Here is a 16,290-nt window from a genome sequence, read left to right as displayed (position 1 = left end):
ATGTCGATCGCTAGCAAAAGCCTGACTCCATTCATGCAATGAGAATGGCGTCACATTAATGGCTAAAGGATATCGCGAACATCAGCTTTCGCCCGATTGCTACTAAGGGTTTCCCTGATGCCTGCCTAGGGGGTGGCAGGTGGGAATCGCTGTCGATCTGGGCGTTGAGGACCGCAGTAAAGCATGATGGTAATTTGATATCAATTGCCCTGTGCGGCATTTTCCCGTGAGGGTCAAGCTGCGCCTTGAGCCGCCGATACAGGGTGAATGAATTCACATTTTCCGACTCAAGCCTGGAGGTTTTCCAATGGCTGGCATTCTCGACACGGTAGACCAACGAACGCAACTGGTGGGTGAGAACCGCCTGGAAATACTGATGTTCCGCCTGGCTGGCCGCCAGCTGTTCGCAATCAACGTGTTCAAGGTGCAGGAAGTGCTGCAACTGCCCAAGCTGACCTTGATGCCGCAGCGTCACGCATTCGTCTGTGGTGTGGTCAACCTGCGCGGGCAAACGTTGCCTGTGATCGACCTGTCCCAGGCGATCGGCATGCGCCCACTGCAACCCGGGCCGGACAGCACCATCATCGTCACCGAGTACAACCGCTCGGTGCAGGCATTTCTGGTGGGTGGGGTCGATCGCATCGTCAACATGAACTGGGAGGCCATCATGCCGCCGCCTTCCAGTGCGGGCCGCCAGCATTACCTGACGGCCATTACCAAGGTCGATGACAAGCTGGTGGAAGTGATCGACGTGGAGAAGGTGCTGGCCGAGATCGTGCCGTACAACGCCAGGGTGTCCGGTGACAAGCTGGCCGACCCGGTGCTGGCCCGCGCCCGAGGCCGTGAGGTGCTGCTGGTGGATGACTCCAGTGTTGCCCTGGCGCAGCTGCGGGACACCCTGTCGCAACTGGGGGTGAAGCTGCATGTGGCCAGTGATGGCCTGAAAGCATTGCGCATGCTCAAGGGCTGGGCCGACGCTGGCGAGGATGTCTGCGAGAAGCTGCTGATGGTGTTCACCGATGCGGAAATGCCGGAAATGGATGGCTACCGGCTGACGACCGAGATCCGCAACGACGCGCGCCTGCGCAAGCTTTATGTGGTGTTGCACACCTCGTTGTCGGGCAGCTTCAACGAATCAATGGTCAAGAAAGTCGGCTGTGACAACTTCCTCTCCAAGTTCCAGCCCGATCGCCTGGTCGATGTGGTCAAACAGCGCCTGCTTCTGGATACCACCACCGCGTGATCCATGCCGCTGCCGGGTATAAGCTTGCTGTTTGACATGGCACGAGGCAGGCAGGGATGTTTCTGAGTGAGCTGTACCGGTACCCGGTGAAGTCAGGCCAGGCGCAATGCCTGCAGGCATGCGCGGTGGACCCTCTTGGTCTGTCAGGCGACCGGCGCTGGCTGGTGGTCGAGGAAGACAACGGACGCTTCCTGACCCAGCGCGCCTGGCCGCAACTCAGCCAGCTCAAGGCGAGCGTAAGTGAGGCGGGGGCGTTGCTGTTGGAGACCCCAGGGCAGGCGCCTGTGCAGGTGGCAGTGCCGCCTGCTGACGAGGGCTTGCGTGGTGTGACCCTCTGGCGCGATACCTTGCGCGTGCCGGATGCAGGTGATGAGGCTGCAGCCTGGCTGTCGCAACTGCTTGGCAAGCCGGTACGGCTGGTCTATTGCCCGGAGCAGCGGGCGCGCTACCTGCCCAGTGGCTACGGCTTGAACAGTGACCGTGCGGCGTTCCCCGATGGTTTTCCGTTATTGCTGATCGGCCAGGGCTCGCTGGATGAGTTGAACCGGCGCATTGGCCGGCCCATGGAAATGCTGCGCTTCAGGCCAAACCTAGTGGTGCAGGGGGCAGCGCCGTTTGCCGAGGATGGCTGGAAGCGCATACGCATTGGCGGGTTGCAGTTTCGTGTGCTCAAACCCAGCGTGCGGTGCATCTTCACCACGCTGGACCCGGCGACCGGGGCACGCAGCCCGGACCGTGAGCCGTTGACCACGCTCAAGACCTTCCGCGAAAAGGAGGGGGATATTTTATTCGGGCAGAACCTGGCGGTAGATGGCAGTGGCCGGCTGGCGGTAGGGATGGAGGTCGAAGTGCTGGAATAAGGGGGGGCGTTACCGGCCTCGTCGCGGGTTACCCGCGAAGAGGCCGGATGCGGATCACATGTCGTCGAAATACCGCTCGTGCCAATCCACCAGGGGTTGCGGTGCATTGAGCTTCTGCCCGTAGATCACCGAGTACGACAGCACGTTCTGCACGTACTGGCGTGTCTCGTCGAATGGGATCGACTCCACCCACACATCGAAACTCAGGTGTTTGGCCCCCTTGAGCCACTGGCGTACCCGGCCGGGGCCGGCGTTGTAGGCCGCCGAGGCCAATACGCGGTTGCCGTTGAACTGGCTGTGCACCTGGCTCAGGTAGGCGGCGCCCAGCTGGATGTTCTTGTCCGGGTTGAACACCTGCTGCGGCGAGGCCAGCGGGATGCTGAATTTGCGTGCGGTCTCCTTGGCCGTGGCTGGCATCAGTTGCATGAGGCCGCTGGCGCCGACGCTGGAGCGGGCATCTTCCATGAAGGCGCTTTCCTGACGGGTGATGGCGAATACCCAGCTTGAGTGCAGCCCGCGTACCTTGGCTTCACGTACCAGGGTATCGCGATGGGCCATCGGGAAGCGGATATCCAGATCGTCCCAGTACTGCGCCTGGCTGATGGTGCGAATGGCCGGGAAGTACCAGCGCAGGTCGTAGGCCAGGCGCGCCTGGGCCACCATCTCGTCACGGTTGAAGTGACGGCTGACGTGGTACCACTCACGGCGGCCTTCGACGATCTGGCCACGGGCATGGAACTCCAGGGCGCGCTGGATACCTGGGGTATTGCGTACCTTGTTCACCAGTTGCGGGCTGAGTACCAGCGGTTTGTTGTTCAGTTGATAGGGCGTTTGCGCGCGGTCGGCAGCGAGGAAGCCATAGAAGTCACGCTCACGCGCCACGGTCTTGTACAGCAGTGGAATCTGCGGGTTGTTGGGTTGCGCCAACTCCAGGCTGCGCGCCTGCCAGTACTTCCAGCGGCTACTGCTGGCCAGGTCCTGGGGCAGGCGCTTGGTCAGCTCGTAGGCGTCCTCCCAGCGGCCCAGGCGCAACAGCAGGCGCAGGCGCCATTCGCTGACGGTGTTGTCGCGCAGTTCCGGGTCGTAGCGGGTCATCAGGTCGAGGGCGCGCGGGTCGTAGCGGCGTGCCAGGGTCAGGCCGATCTCGCGCGCGATGGCGACCTTCTCGTCACGGGAGAAGTGCATGCGTTGGGCGTAGTCGTCGAGCAGCGCCATGGCGCGCTCCGGGTCCTGGCGGGCCAGGCGGCGCAAGCCCAGGCTGACCACGTCGGACATGGCCTCGTTGACCGGGGTGAAGCGCGATGGCTGGTTGAGCAGTTCAGGCTTCTGCGCCACGTCCACCAGCAGGCGGCCCTGCGCGCCAAGCGTGGTCAGGGAGTTGACCAGGTTATTGGCCAGGGCGTAGTTGCGCGCCTGGGCTGCCAGCTTGGCCCGGTTCCAGCGTTTGGCTTCGGTCAGCTGGCCTTCGGCGGCCCACATGCCAAACAGGGTGTCGCAGGCGGCCGGTTGCGACTTGCCCACGTTCCACAGTTTTTCTGCGCTGGCGTAGCCCTCGGCGCGCAGGCCGTGGCTGAGTTGGTACTGGCCGTTGAGGCAGTCCAGTTCGGTGAAGTTGAGCTTGGGGTCGTAGTACTTGACGAAGGTGTTCCACTCACCACGCTCGGCCAGCCAGCGCAACCAGCGCAGTTTCATCCAGTTGGCCTGGGGCAGGTCGCCATGCTTGGCCAGGAAACCTTCGATTTCTTCGTTGCTGGCGGTTTTCAGGCGCGCGGTAAGTTCGTCGTACGCCAGGTAGGGGGTCAACGGGTAGTCGCGCAAGGCCGGGGCATAGCGCAGGTAAGGGCCCTTGTCCCCCTTGGCCAGTGCACGCTTGGCCTCATCGTAGTACTGGCGTTGCTGGGAAAGGTCGATGGCCTGCGCCGCGCTGACGGTGGCGGCGGTGAGCAGCAGGCAGGAAGCAATCTGTAACAGGCGGCTGCGCATGATACGTCCGGGCAGTTGAACCATGGGAAAGTGACGGCGAAGCCAGCACTGTTGGAAGCTATGCCTTAGCTTAGCTGTTTGCCGGTCGCGGGTGAAAGCACTGTGCTTGTATCAAGGCATTAACTTCGACCGGATGTCGCAATACCCTGGCGGCGTGGTCAACTTAATGCCGGAATGGGCCAACTCAGGTAGAATGCGCGCCCGCTTTCTGGAGACGAACATGACCCTGCTCAAATTCAGCGATGTGTCCCTCGCATTCGGCGCGATGCCGCTGCTGGACAAAGTGTCCTGGCAGATCGCCCGTGGCGAGCGGGTGTGCATCATCGGCCGCAACGGCACCGGCAAGTCGAGCATGCTGCGCCTGGTAAAAGGTGAGCAGAAGGGCGACGACGGCGAAATCTGGCGCGCCCCCGGCCTGAAGATCGGTGAGCTGCCGCAGGAGCTGCCGGTGGCTGACGAGCGCAGCGTCTTCGACGTGGTGGCTGCCGGCCTGGACGGCGTCGGTGAGCTGCTTGCCGAATACCACCATCTGAGCCAGAACATCCACGGCGACGAGGATCTGGAAAAACTCATGCACGTCCAGCACGAGCTGGAGGCCCGTGATGGCTGGCGCCTGCAGCAAGTGGTGGAAAGCACCCTGAGCCGCCTGCAACTGCCGGCCGAAAAGACCTTGGCCGAGCTTTCCGGTGGCTGGCGCCGCCGCGTCCTGCTGGCCCAGGCGCTGGTGTCCGAGCCTGACCTGCTGCTGCTCGACGAGCCGACCAACCACTTGGACATCGGTGCCATCGCCTGGCTCGAAGAGGCCCTGAGCGGCTTCAATGGCGCCGTGCTGTTCATCACCCACGACCGTTCCTTCCTGCAGAACCTGGCCACCCGTATCCTCGAACTGGACCGTGGCGGCCTGATCGATTGGAACGGCGACTACGCCAGTTTCCTGGTGCACAAGGAGGCCGCGCTGGCCGCCGAGGAAACCGCCAATGCGCTGTTCGACAAGCGCCTGGCACAGGAAGAGGTGTGGATCCGCCAAGGCATCAAGGCGCGCCGTACCCGTAACGAAGGCCGGGTGCGTGCGCTCAAGGCCTTGCGTGTCGAGCGCAGTGAGCGCCGCGAGCGTCAGGGCAAGGCGAATATCCAGATCGAGGCAGCGGAAAAATCCGGCAAGCAGGTGATGGTGCTGGAGAACGTCAGCTTTGCGCACCCCGAGGGGCCGATGCTGGTCAAGGACTTCTCGATGGTGCTGCAGCGTCAGGACCGTATCGGCCTGCTGGGTGCCAACGGTACCGGCAAGACCACCCTGCTCAAGCTGATGCTGGGCGATCTGGAGCCTACCTCGGGCAAGGTCGAGCGTGGCACCAAGCTGGAAGTCGCCTATTTCGACCAGATGCGCCATCAGCTCGATCTGGAAAAGACCGTGATCGACAACCTCGCCGAAGGCCGCGACTTCATCGAGATCGATGGCCAGAGCCGCCATGTGCTGAGCTACCTGGGCGACTTCCTGTTCAGCCCGCAGCGTGCCCGCACGCCGGTCAAGGCGCTGTCTGGGGGCGAGCGGGCGCGTCTGCTGCTGGCCAAGCTGTTCAGCAAGCCGGCCAACCTGCTGGTGCTCGACGAGCCGACCAACGACCTCGATGTGGAAACCCTCGAGTTGCTCGAGGAGGTGCTGTGCAACTACAAGGGCACCGTGCTGATGGTCAGCCACGACCGGGCCTTCCTCGATAACGTGGTCACCAGCACGCTGGTGTTCGAGGGGCAGGGCAAGGTACGCGAGTATGTCGGCGGCTACGAAGACTGGATCCGCCAGGGCGGGTCGCCGAAGCTGCTTGGCGTGACTGAGAGCAAAGGCGGCAAGTCCGAGCTCAATACTGCGGTGGTCGAGAAGCCGGCAGTGGAAGCGGCGCCTGCACCGGTAGTTGCGGCAGCCGATGCGTCGAAGAAGAAGCTCAGTTACAAGTTGCAACGTGAGCTGGAGATGCTGCCGGGGCAGATCGACGAGCTGGAGCAGCGCATGGCGGCAGCGCAGGAAGAGGTCAACGCGCCGGGCTTCTATCAGCGGCCGATCGAGGAAACCTCGGCGGTGCTGGCCAAGCTTGAAAAAATGCAGGGCGAGCTGGATGTGCTGGTAGAGCGTTGGGCAGAACTGGAAGGTTGAGGCAGTCCTGGCCTCATCGCCGGCTTGTGGGCGATGAGGCCGGAACAGGCTAGATCATTCCTTCTTCAGCAACCGCACAGCCAGCACATCGCACGGCGCGCCGTGCAGCACGTCGTTGGCGGTGGAGCCGAGCAGCAGAGCCAAGCCATGGCGGCCATGGCTGCCGACCACGATCAGGTCACACTTCTGGTCCTTGGCCAGTTGGTGGATTTCCTGGCGTGGCTGGCCGTAGGTCAGGTGCGAATCACCGCGGTTGATCTCAGGGTATTTGTTGAACAGGCGATCCATACGCTCCTTGGCCTGATCGAACTGCTGCTGTTGCAACTGCGACAGGTCCATCGGCACGTCACCGCCGAAGGCCATGGCCATGGGTTCGACGATATGCACCAGTGAGACTTTGGCGCCGGTCGGCTCGGCGAGCTTCATGGCACGTTTGATCACCGGGTCGCACTCTTCGGTGAGGTCGACGGCGACCAGAAGATGTTCGTAGGACATGAGCTGTACTCCTGACAATCGCGATAGTAGAAGTATGGTCGCTTTCGAGCAGGTTATCCGTGAAACCGAGTAACCCGCTCATTTGCAACGCTTTATGGGATCTACAGATATGACGGTATGGCTGGTGGTGTCAATCCTTGCGCTGATTCTCAGCCCGCTTTCCTGGTTGCGGGTGTCGCGCAAGCAGGGCGAGCAGATGAGCTTGCGCCTGGAGGCGCGGCGCATGGGCCTGGCCATGCAGTTGGCGCCGCAGCAGTGGCCGCACTGGCTCGAAAAAGAACCGCCCAGCCCGTGCCCGCAGTACCATCGAGCGCGACGCCGCGGCCATGAAGACAGCTGGTGCTACTGGCAGATCAGCCCTGGGGTGTGGTGGAACCAGTGGCGCGAAGTGTGCGAGGAGGCACGCCTGGCCGAGGTGTTTGCACGCTTGCCGGCGACTGTCTACAAGGTCGAAGCCGATAAACGCATGATTGCTCTGTACTGGAGCGAGCGGGGCGATAAATCTGTATTGCAGGATATTGCCCACGCCTTCGAAACCCTCGCCTGAGCCCCCGTTAACGACAAAGCGGCAATCCGGCAGCGCCCCTGAGGGAGCGTTGCCGGATTGCCGCTTTGTCGTTTCTGCTGCGCAGAAAAGGCCAGGCAGGCCGGGTTTTCCTGAAGCCACTGCCAGTGTAGCCGAGCGTCGCCGCGCTGCTGGAAAAATGCAGCGCAGGGAAGTTTTTGTGGTCAATCGCTGACATGAATGATCTGCAATCACTGTCAGCGGGTTTTGCGCCCACCCGATGCGCGATGACCGCAAAGTCGCGTTTTCCCGGTGCCTGCGACCATTTGACAACGCTGACCTTTTCGGAGAATGTGTGCATACCCAAATCAAACGGGCGTATGAATTGAGCGTTTGTATGTCACACCGCTCGTACAGAATCCCGACTAGCGCGCTGACGGGTGTGCCTGGAGCGAGAGCAGCCAAGTGCTGCCTTGCCTCCAGCGATCGGCGTGTACAGTTCAGCTTCCATATCGTGGAGATCAGTTGATGATTTACGAAGGTAAAGCCATCACGGTTAAGGCTCTTGAAAGCGGCATCGTCGAACTGAAGTTCGACCTCAAGGGTGAGTCCGTCAACAAGTTCAATCGCCTGACCCTGGACGAGCTGCGCCAGGCCGTCGACGCCATCAAGGCCGACGCCTCGGTGAAGGGCGTGATCGTCAGCAGTGGCAAGGACGTGTTCATCGTCGGCGCCGACATCACCGAATTCGTCGATAACTTCAAGCTGCCCGAGGCCGAGCTGGTTGCCGGCAACCTGGAAGCCAACCGCATCTTCAATGCCTTCGAAGACCTCGAAGTGCCGACCGTTGCCGCCATCAACGGCATCGCCCTGGGTGGCGGCCTGGAAATGTGCCTGGCGGCCGACTACCGGGTCATGTCCAGCACCGCCAAGATCGGCCTGCCGGAAGTCAAGCTGGGCATCTACCCAGGCTTCGGCGGTACCGTGCGTCTGCCGCGCCTGATCGGCTCGGACAATGCCATCGAGTGGATCGCCGCTGGCAAGGAAAACCGTGCCGAAGACGCCTTGAAAGTCGGTGCCGTCGACGCCGTGGTCGCCCCGCAACTGTTGCAGGCCGGTGCCCTGGACCTGATCAAGCGCGCCATCAGCGGCGAGCTGGATTACAAGGCCAAGCGTCAGCCCAAGCTGGAAAAGCTCAAGCTCAATGCCATCGAGCAGATGATGGCGTTCGAGACCGCCAAGGGCTTCGTCGCTGGCCAGGCTGGCCCGAACTACCCGGCTCCGGTAGAAGCCATCAAGTCCATCCAGAAAGCCGCCAACTTCGGCCGTGACAAGGCTCTGGAGGTAGAAGCGGCGGGCTTTGCCAAGCTGGCCAAGACCTCGGTCGCCGAGAGCCTGATCGGCCTGTTCCTGAACGACCAAGAGCTCAAGCGCAAGGCCAAGGCCCATGACGAAATCGCCCACGACGTGAAGCAGGCTGCCGTGCTCGGCGCAGGCATCATGGGGGGCGGCATCGCCTATCAGTCGGCGGTCAAGGGCACCCCGATCCTGATGAAGGACATCCGCGAGGAAGCCATCCAGCTGGGCCTGAACGAGGCGTCCAAGCTGCTGGGCAATCGCGTCGAGAAGGGCCGTCTGACTCCGGCCAAAATGGCTGAGGCACTCAACGCCATCCGCCCGACCCTGTCCTACGGTGATTTTGCCAACGTCGACATCGTCGTCGAGGCCGTGGTCGAGAACCCGAAAGTCAAGCAGGCCGTGCTGGCAGAGGTTGAAGGGCAGGTGAAGGATGATGCGATCCTTGCCTCCAACACCTCGACCATCTCCATCAACCTGCTGGCCAAAGCCCTCAAGCGCCCCGAAAACTTCGTCGGCATGCACTTCTTCAACCCGGTGCACATGATGCCGTTGGTGGAAGTGATCCGTGGCGAGAAGTCCAGTGAAGTGGCCGTTGCCACCACCGTCGCCTACGCCAAGAAGATGGGCAAGAACCCTATCGTGGTCAACGACTGCCCGGGCTTCCTGGTCAACCGTGTGCTGTTCCCGTACTTCGGCGGCTTTGCCAAGCTGGTCAGCGCTGGCGTCGACTTCGTGCGCATCGACAAGGTCATGGAGAAGTTCGGCTGGCCGATGGGCCCGGCCTACCTGATGGACGTAGTCGGCATCGACACCGGCCACCACGGCCGCGACGTGATGGCCGAAGGCTTCCCGGACCGCATGAAGGACGAGCGCCGCTCGGCCGTCGACGCGCTGTACGAGGCCAACCGTCTGGGGCAGAAAAACGGCAAGGGCTTCTACGCCTATGAAACCGACAAGCGCGGCAAGCCGAAGAAAGTGTTCGACGCCACCGTGCTCGACGTGCTCAAGCCGATTGTCTTCGAGCAACGTGAAGTGACCGACGAAGACATCATCAACTGGATGATGGTCCCGCTGTGCCTGGAAACCGTGCGCTGCCTGGAAGACGGCATTGTCGAGACGGCTGCCGAGGCGGACATGGGCCTGGTCTACGGCATTGGTTTCCCTCCGTTCCGCGGGGGTGCGCTGCGCTACATCGACTCGATCGGCGTGGCCGAGTTCGTCGCCCTGGCCGATCAGTACGCTGATCTGGGGCCGCTGTACCACCCGACCGCGAAGTTGCGCGAAATGGCCAAGAATGGCCAGCGCTTCTTCAACTGAGCGGCCAACGCCTTAGAGAGAGTAGAGCGAGATTATCAATATGAGCCTCAATCCAAGAGACGTGGTGATTGTCGACTTCGGTCGCACGCCGATGGGCCGCTCCAAGGGTGGCATGCACCGCAACACCCGCGCCGAAGACATGTCGGCGCACCTGATCAGCAAGCTGCTCGAGCGCAACGGCAAGGTTGACCCGAAAGAAGTCGAGGACGTGATCTGGGGCTGTGTCAACCAGACCCTGGAGCAGGGCTGGAACATCGCCCGCATGGCGTCGCTGATGACCCAGATTCCCCACACCTCGGCTGCCCAGACCGTCAGCCGCCTGTGTGGTTCGTCGATGAGCGCGCTGCACACGGCTGCCCAGGCCATCATGACTGGCAACGGTGATGTGTTCGTGGTCGGTGGTGTCGAGCACATGGGCCACGTCAGCATGATGCACGGTGTGGACCCTAACCCGCACCTGTCCTTGCACGCTGCCAAGGCTTCCGGGATGATGGGCCTGACTGCCGAGATGCTCGGCAAGATGCACGGCATCACCCGTGAGCAACAGGACCTGTTCGGCGTGCGTTCGCACCAGCTTGCCCATAAGGCGACAGTCGAGGGCAAGTTCAAGGACGAGATCATCCCGATGCAGGGCTATGACGAGAACGGTTTCCTGAAGGTCTTCGACTTCGACGAGACCATTCGCCCGGAAACTACCCTCGAAGGCCTGGCGTCGCTCAAGCCGGCGTTCAACCCGAAAGGTGGTACCGTCACTGCCGGTACCTCGTCGCAGATCACCGATGGCGCGTCGTGCATGATCGTCATGTCCGGCCAGCGTGCAATGGACCTTGGCATCCAGCCGCTGGCGGTGATTCGCTCGATGGCGGTGGCGGGTGTGGACCCTGCAATCATGGGCTATGGCCCAGTCCCGTCGACCCAGAAAGCCCTCAAGCGTGCCGGCCTGACCATGGCCGATATCGACTTCATCGAGCTCAACGAAGCCTTCGCTGCACAGGCCCTGCCAGTGCTCAAAGACTTGAAAGTGCTCGACAAGATGGATGAGAAGGTTAACCTGCACGGCGGCGCTATTGCGTTGGGCCACCCGTTCGGTTGCTCCGGGGCGCGGATTTCCGGCACCCTGCTCAACGTCATGAAGCAAAATGGTGGCACCCTCGGGGTGGCGACCATGTGCGTAGGCTTGGGCCAGGGCATTACCACGGTCTTCGAACGCGTCTGATCGCGTAGCAAGGCAGCAGCCGGGGCCCTGTGCCCCGGTTTTTGTTTTTTTAGGCATTTGTTTCAAGAGGGTAGCGGCATGCAGATACAACCAGGCGTATACCGGCATTACAAAGGGCCTGAGTACCGTGTCTTCAGTGCTGCGCGGCACTCCGAAAGCGAGGAGTGGATGGTGTTCTACCAGTGCCTGTATGGTGATTACAGCTACTGGGTACGCCCGCTTTCGATGTTCCAGGAATCCGTCGAGGTTGACGGCGAGCAGGTGCCACGCTTTGCTTTGGTCAAGGCCGAAGCGGGGTTGTCTGGGCAGCCTGGCAAGGTGCAAGAGTGAACGACCGCGCTTGACCTCACTCTATTGCCACTATATATAGCGGTGCCGCGTCCGGCACCTGACGCGTTTTTCATCTTCAGATTCAGGAATACTCCGATCCATGGGCAAATCGCTGGTCATTGTGGAATCCCCGGCCAAGGCCAAGACCATCAACAAGTACCTGGGCAACCAGTACGTGGTGAAGTCGAGTATCGGCCATATCCGAGACCTCCCCACCAGCGGTTCGGCCAGCGCGAGCAAAGAGCCGGCCGCCAAGCGGGGCAAGGCTGCGGGTGAGGCTCCGGCCCTGTCGCCCAAAGAAAAGGCCCGTCGCCAACTGGTGGCGCGCATGGGCGTGGACCCCGAGCACGGCTGGAAGGCCAAGTACGAAATCCTGCCTGGCAAGGAAAAGGTGATCGAAGAGCTGCGCCGCCTGGCCAAGGATGCCGACACCATCTATCTCGCAACCGACTTGGACCGCGAAGGGGAGGCCATTGCCTGGCACCTGCGCGAAGCCATCGGGGGTGACGACACCCGCTACAAGCGCGTGGTGTTCAACGAAATTACCAAGAAGGCCATCCAGGATGCCTTCTCGCAGCCTGGCGAACTGGATATCGACCGCGTCAACGCCCAGCAGGCGCGGCGCTTCCTCGATCGCGTGGTGGGCTACATGGTCTCGCCACTGTTGTGGGCCAAGATCGCCCGTGGCCTGTCGGCAGGCCGCGTGCAGTCGGTGGCGGTGAAGTTGGTGGTTGAGCGTGAGCGCGAGATTCGCGCGTTCATCCCGGAAGAGTACTGGGAAGTTCACGCCGACCTGGGCACTGCGAAGAACGCCAAGGTGCGCTTCGAAGTCACCCGCGAGAAGGGTGAGGCCTTCAAACCGCTCAACGAAGCCCAGGCCATGGCTGCGCTGGACAAGCTCAAAGCGTCCAGCTACAGCGTGGTCAAGCGTGAAGACCGCCCCACCAGCAGCAAGCCTTCGGCGCCGTTCATCACCTCCACCCTGCAGCAGGCAGCGAGCAACCGCCTGGGCTTCGGGGTGAAGAAGACCATGATGATGGCGCAGCGCCTGTACGAAGCGGGCTACATCACTTACATGCGTACCGACTCTACCAACTTGTCGGCCGACGCGCTGGACATGGCGCGCAGCTACATCGAGCGCGAATTCGGCAAGCAGTACCTGCCCGAAGCGCCGCTGGTGTACGGCAGCAAGGAAGGGGCGCAGGAAGCGCACGAAGCGATTCGTCCATCCGACGTCAACACGCACCCGACCAAGCTCAGCGGTATGGAGCGTGATGCCGAGCGCCTGTACGAACTCATCTGGCGCCAGTTCCTGGCCTGCCAGATGCCGCCTGCACAGTACCTGTCCACCAGCGTTACGGTGGCCGCGGGTGACTTCGAGCTGCGCGCCAAGGGCCGCATCCTCAAGTTCGACGGTTATACCCGCGTGTTGGCGCAGCAGAGCAAACCGGGTGAGGACGACGTACTGCCAGAAATGGTCCAGGGCGAAGCACTCAAGCTGATCCAGATCGACCCGAGCCAGCATTTCACCAAGCCGCCGGCGCGCTTCACCGAAGCCAGTCTGGTCAAGGAAATGGAAAAACGCGGTATCGGTCGCCCGTCGACCTACGCGGCCATCATTTCCACCATTCAGGATCGTGGCTATGTGACCCTGCATAACCGCCGTTTCTATTCCGAAAAAATGGGCGACATCGTGACCGAGCGCCTGTCGGAAAGCTTCGCCAACCTGATGGACTACGGTTTTACTGCCGGCATGGAGGAGAACCTCGATGACGTGGCCCAGGGCGAGCGTGACTGGAAGAACGTTCTTGACGAGTTCTACGGTGACTTCAGCAAGAAACTGCTGACTGCCGAATCCGCTGAACACGGCATGCGCGCCAACCAGCCGACCATGACCAATATTCCGTGCAAGGAATGCGGGCGCCCGATGATGATCCGCACCGCCTCCACGGGCGTGTTCCTGGGTTGCTCCGGCTACAGCCTACCGCCCAAAGAGCGTTGCAAGGCCACCGTGAACCTGGTGCCGGGCGATGAAATTGCGGCGGACGACGAAGGTGAGTCGGAATCGCGCGTTCTTTTGGGCAAGCACCGCTGCCCGATCTGCGCCACCGCGATGGACGCTTACCTGCTCGACGAGAAGCACAAGCTGCATATCTGCGGTAACAACCCCGATTGCGCCGGTTACGAGATCGAAGAGGGCAACTATCGCATCAAAGGTTATGAAGGTCCGAGCCTGGAGTGCGACAAGTGCGGCAGCGAGATGCAGCTTAAGACGGGCCGTTTCGGCAAGTTCTTCGGCTGTACCAACCCGGCCTGTAAAAACACCCGAAAACTGCTCAAGAGCGGTGAGGCGGCGCCACCGAAGATGGACAAGGTGGACATGCCGGAACTCAAGTGCGAGAAGGTCGACGATACCTACGTGCTGCGCGATGGTGCTTCGGGGCTGTTCCTGGCTGCCAGCCAGTTCCCCAAGAACCGCGAGACGCGTGCGCCGTTGGTGCTGGAAATTCTGCCGCACAAGCACGAGATCGACCCGAAATATCATTTCCTGTGCGATGCGCCGCCCAAAGACCCGGAGGGCCGCCCGGCGGTGATCCGCTACAGCCGCAAGACCAAGGAGCAGTACGTGCAGTCCGAGGTCGATGGTAAGCCGACCGGCTGGAAGGCGTTTTACGACGGCAATGCCTGGAAGGTTGAAGACAAGCGCTGATCGTGCAATTGAATGGGGCCGCTATGCGGCCCTATTTCATGGGTGACAAGTACACCCTGATCCCTGAAACTGCAGGTATTCGCCTTGCAGCCTTAGGGAGGCCACTCAAGATGGCCCAGGAACTCTACACCCGCACTAACCAGAAACTCTTCTTCGCTGGCCTTGCCCTCGAGTCCATGGCCAAGGCTGAGGACAGTCAGGCCATGAATGCTCAGGGCCTGGTCCAGGCTGAGCGCGAATCGGCGTTGTTCCACCTGTACGGTGCGCTGTTGGGGTTATGCCATGAGATTGGCGGGTTCTATCGCCTGCCAGTGGCGGCTACTGTCGAGCAAGCGCTTGCCGACGATGCCCTCAATGGCATTGCCATTCCCGAAGTGGCGGAGCTGCTGGAATTGGCCAGGCAACGCGAAACCTGGTTGGCGCAACTGTTGGGCGCTTATGCCGAATTGTTCCGACCACCGGTCGCGAAAAAAGCCCCAAAAGGTGACGTCACCCAGCCGCTTATTCAGGCCATCAACCTCGACGAGCCCGAGCAGCCTGCGCTGTCACGGGACGAGCTGGAAAGCTGGCGCCACAACCTCAAAGGTTTGGTGAGACGTTTCCGTGACGCGTTGAGTGAGTGCTGATACCCGCTGTGGCTGGTACAATACCGGCCTTTCGTGGAGAACAGCCCTATATGTCTACGTCTTTTCTAGAAATTGTCGAGTTGCCTGATGGCCGAATCGAGTTGCGTCGCGCCGAGGACGAAGGCTCCCTGGTAACCCTGGATTTCTCGGAAGATGCCAAGGCGTTCCTGCAGGGGCAACATGTTGAAGTGGCCAAGGCCATGCTGAGTGTGGGTGTGCAGATGGCCGGCCGTTTGATGGATGGCGAGCTTGAGCGCGACGAAGGGCCACGCGTACTGCACTGAGCATCAGGTTTTATGACAGGCAAAGCCTGAACATCAGCCGAGGCGGATGTTCAGGCTTTGTGCGTTTCCGGCACTGGCTGCGCGTACCAGTTGCTGACGTGCGGTGGCATTGACGCTGCCAAGCCAGCTGACCACCGTGTGGCTGCGCCCAAGGCGCAATGCCTCGCAGGCCAGTTGCAGGGCGCTTTGGTTGCCGCCAGGCTGCAGCAGCAGGATGCGCTCGCGGTTGAGGCCAGCGTCGCGCAGCCAGGCCTGGGTCAGGCTGGGAGGCGGTGCGATCAGGGTAAGCCAGCGTGCTTCCTGCTCTTCGCTCAACTCGCGCAAAACGGGTGCCAGCAAACTCTGGCAGTGCTCGGGTGCGCCACGCAGGGACAGTTCACTGAACAGGTCTGGTTGGCTGCTTTTGCGTGCCTGTTCGCTGGCTTTCAGGCCCGGCAATACCGGCTGGGCGAGAAAGGCTTCGAACAGTGGAAGCTGAACCTGCTGATGTGCTTGGATGAACTGTTGCATGACGCCTCCTGGATCAGCGACGAATTACGCCGACACTCAAACCCTCGATCACCAGCTCCTGTTCTTTCAGGTCGACTTCGATAGGGGCGAACTCTGGGTTTTCGGCGATGAGCCAGACCTTGCTGCCTTCGCGCTTGAAGCGCTTGACGGTGACTTCATCACCGATACGGGCGACGACGATCTGGCCGTTGCGGGCCTCGCGGCAGGTGTGCACGGCCAACAGATCGCCGTCGAAGATGCCGACGTCCTTCATGCTCATGCCGTGTACGCGCAGCAGATAGTCGGCGCGTGGGTGGAAAAAGGCTGGGTTGATGTTGCAGGATTGCTCGATGTGCTGTTCGGCGAGAATCGGTGCACCGGCAGCGACCCGGCCGATGATGGGCAACCCGCTTTCTTCGGTCTTGGCTTCGACGCCTGGGATGCGAATGCCACGGGAGGCGCCCGGGGTCATTTCAATGGCACCTTTGCGCGCAAGGGCCTTGAGATGCTCCTCGGCGGCGTTGGGCGATTTGAAGCCCAGCTCCTGAGCGATCTCCGCGCGTGTCGGCGGGAAGCCGTTGTCTTCAAGGCAGCGTTTGATGAAGGCCAGGATTTCGGCTTGGCGTGGCGTCAGTTTCAACATGGCGGGCGCTCTGTCTTTTTATACAGTGACTGGGATTATATACAGTGCTGGATGAGCTGCAAGCGCCAAGCTGCAAGAAAA

The 16,290-nt window shown here is 61.5% G+C and carries 15 protein-coding genes; 10 read left to right on the top strand and 5 right to left on the bottom strand.

Annotation, left to right across the window (positions count from 1 at the left end; translation table 11 throughout):
• Positions 1 to 307: 307 nt before the first annotated feature.
• Both L6D80_RS13270 and L6D80_RS13265 read left to right on the top strand, forming a co-directional pair.
• Positions 308 to 1,243, top strand: a complete 936-nt coding sequence (locus tag L6D80_RS13270; RefSeq protein ID WP_054903103.1) for a chemotaxis protein CheV — start codon at positions 308 to 310, stop codon at positions 1,241 to 1,243.
• Positions 1,244 to 1,299: 56 nt separating this feature from the next.
• Positions 1,300 to 2,103, top strand: coding sequence for an MOSC domain-containing protein (locus tag L6D80_RS13265; protein WP_176514586.1), 804 nt, complete (start codon positions 1,300 to 1,302; stop codon positions 2,101 to 2,103).
• Between the two features lie 54 nt (positions 2,104 to 2,157).
• Here L6D80_RS13265 and L6D80_RS13260 read toward each other — a convergent pair whose 3' ends face one another.
• The gene (locus L6D80_RS13260) at positions 2,158 to 4,086 is read right to left on the bottom strand and encodes a transglycosylase SLT domain-containing protein (RefSeq protein WP_054903101.1); all 1,929 of its coding nucleotides are present in this window, start codon (positions 4,084 to 4,086) and stop codon (positions 2,158 to 2,160) included.
• A 220-nt stretch (positions 4,087 to 4,306) separates the two neighbouring features.
• Between L6D80_RS13260 and L6D80_RS13255 the strand changes: the two genes are divergently transcribed.
• Positions 4,307 to 6,235, top strand: coding sequence for an ATP-binding cassette domain-containing protein (locus L6D80_RS13255; protein WP_176514584.1), 1,929 nt, complete (start codon positions 4,307 to 4,309; stop codon positions 6,233 to 6,235).
• Positions 6,236 to 6,289: 54 nt separating this feature from the next.
• Here the strand turns inward: L6D80_RS13255 and L6D80_RS13250 are convergent, their stop codons facing one another.
• Positions 6,290 to 6,730, bottom strand: coding sequence for a universal stress protein (locus tag L6D80_RS13250; protein ID WP_054903099.1), 441 nt, complete (start codon positions 6,728 to 6,730; stop codon positions 6,290 to 6,292).
• Positions 6,731 to 6,839: 109 nt separating this feature from the next.
• Here L6D80_RS13250 and L6D80_RS13245 point away from each other — a divergent pair, with 109 nt between their 5' ends.
• Positions 6,840 to 7,277, top strand: coding sequence for a hypothetical protein (locus tag L6D80_RS13245; RefSeq protein WP_054903098.1), 438 nt, complete (start codon positions 6,840 to 6,842; stop codon positions 7,275 to 7,277).
• 7 nt (positions 7,278 to 7,284) lie between these two features.
• Here L6D80_RS13245 and L6D80_RS13240 read toward each other — a convergent pair whose 3' ends face one another.
• Positions 7,285 to 7,596, bottom strand: coding sequence for a hypothetical protein (locus L6D80_RS13240; protein ID WP_176514582.1), 312 nt, complete (start codon positions 7,594 to 7,596; stop codon positions 7,285 to 7,287).
• 167 nt (positions 7,597 to 7,763) lie between these two features.
• On the opposite strand from L6D80_RS13240, the gene fadB reads away from it, so the two are divergent.
• The 6 genes from fadB to L6D80_RS13210 all read left to right on the top strand — a co-directional run bounded on the left by fadB (position 7,764) and on the right by L6D80_RS13210 (position 15,077).
• Positions 7,764 to 9,911, top strand: coding sequence for a fatty acid oxidation complex subunit alpha FadB (gene fadB / locus L6D80_RS13235; protein ID WP_176514580.1), 2,148 nt, complete (start codon positions 7,764 to 7,766; stop codon positions 9,909 to 9,911).
• Between the two features lie 40 nt (positions 9,912 to 9,951).
• A complete protein-coding gene (fadA, locus tag L6D80_RS13230) occupies positions 9,952 to 11,127 on the top strand; it encodes an acetyl-CoA C-acyltransferase FadA (protein ID WP_012271343.1) in 1,176 nt (391 codons plus the stop codon).
• A gap of 78 nt (positions 11,128 to 11,205) precedes the next feature.
• Positions 11,206 to 11,457, top strand: coding sequence for a DUF1653 domain-containing protein (locus L6D80_RS13225; protein ID WP_054903095.1), 252 nt, complete (start codon positions 11,206 to 11,208; stop codon positions 11,455 to 11,457).
• Positions 11,458 to 11,557: 100 nt separating this feature from the next.
• A complete protein-coding gene (gene topA / locus L6D80_RS13220) occupies positions 11,558 to 14,167 on the top strand; it encodes a type I DNA topoisomerase (protein WP_176514578.1) in 2,610 nt (869 codons plus the stop codon).
• Between the two features lie 110 nt (positions 14,168 to 14,277).
• Complete coding sequence (locus L6D80_RS13215; protein WP_176514576.1) at positions 14,278 to 14,793, top strand: DUF6586 family protein; 516 nt, start codon at positions 14,278 to 14,280, stop codon at positions 14,791 to 14,793.
• Between the two features lie 50 nt (positions 14,794 to 14,843).
• Complete coding sequence (locus tag L6D80_RS13210) at positions 14,844 to 15,077, top strand: hypothetical protein (RefSeq protein WP_004376430.1); 234 nt, start codon at positions 14,844 to 14,846, stop codon at positions 15,075 to 15,077.
• Between the two features lie 33 nt (positions 15,078 to 15,110).
• Here the strand turns inward: L6D80_RS13210 and sulA are convergent, their stop codons facing one another.
• A complete protein-coding gene (gene sulA / locus L6D80_RS13205; RefSeq protein ID WP_054903093.1) occupies positions 15,111 to 15,587 on the bottom strand; it encodes an SOS-induced cell division inhibitor SulA in 477 nt (158 codons plus the stop codon).
• Positions 15,588 to 15,600: 13 nt separating this feature from the next.
• Positions 15,601 to 16,209 (bottom strand): transcriptional repressor LexA, encoded by a 609-nt coding sequence (gene lexA / locus L6D80_RS13200; RefSeq protein ID WP_176514574.1) that lies wholly within the window; start codon positions 16,207 to 16,209, stop codon positions 15,601 to 15,603.
• Positions 16,210 to 16,290: the final 81 nt, after the last annotated feature.

This window comes from Pseudomonas ceruminis (assembly GCF_021602025.1).
Classification (GTDB): domain Bacteria; phylum Pseudomonadota; class Gammaproteobacteria; order Pseudomonadales; family Pseudomonadaceae; genus Aquipseudomonas; species Aquipseudomonas ceruminis.
The sequence above is the reverse complement of the archived record's forward strand: the minus strand, read 5'-3'. Positions and strand labels throughout refer to the sequence as shown.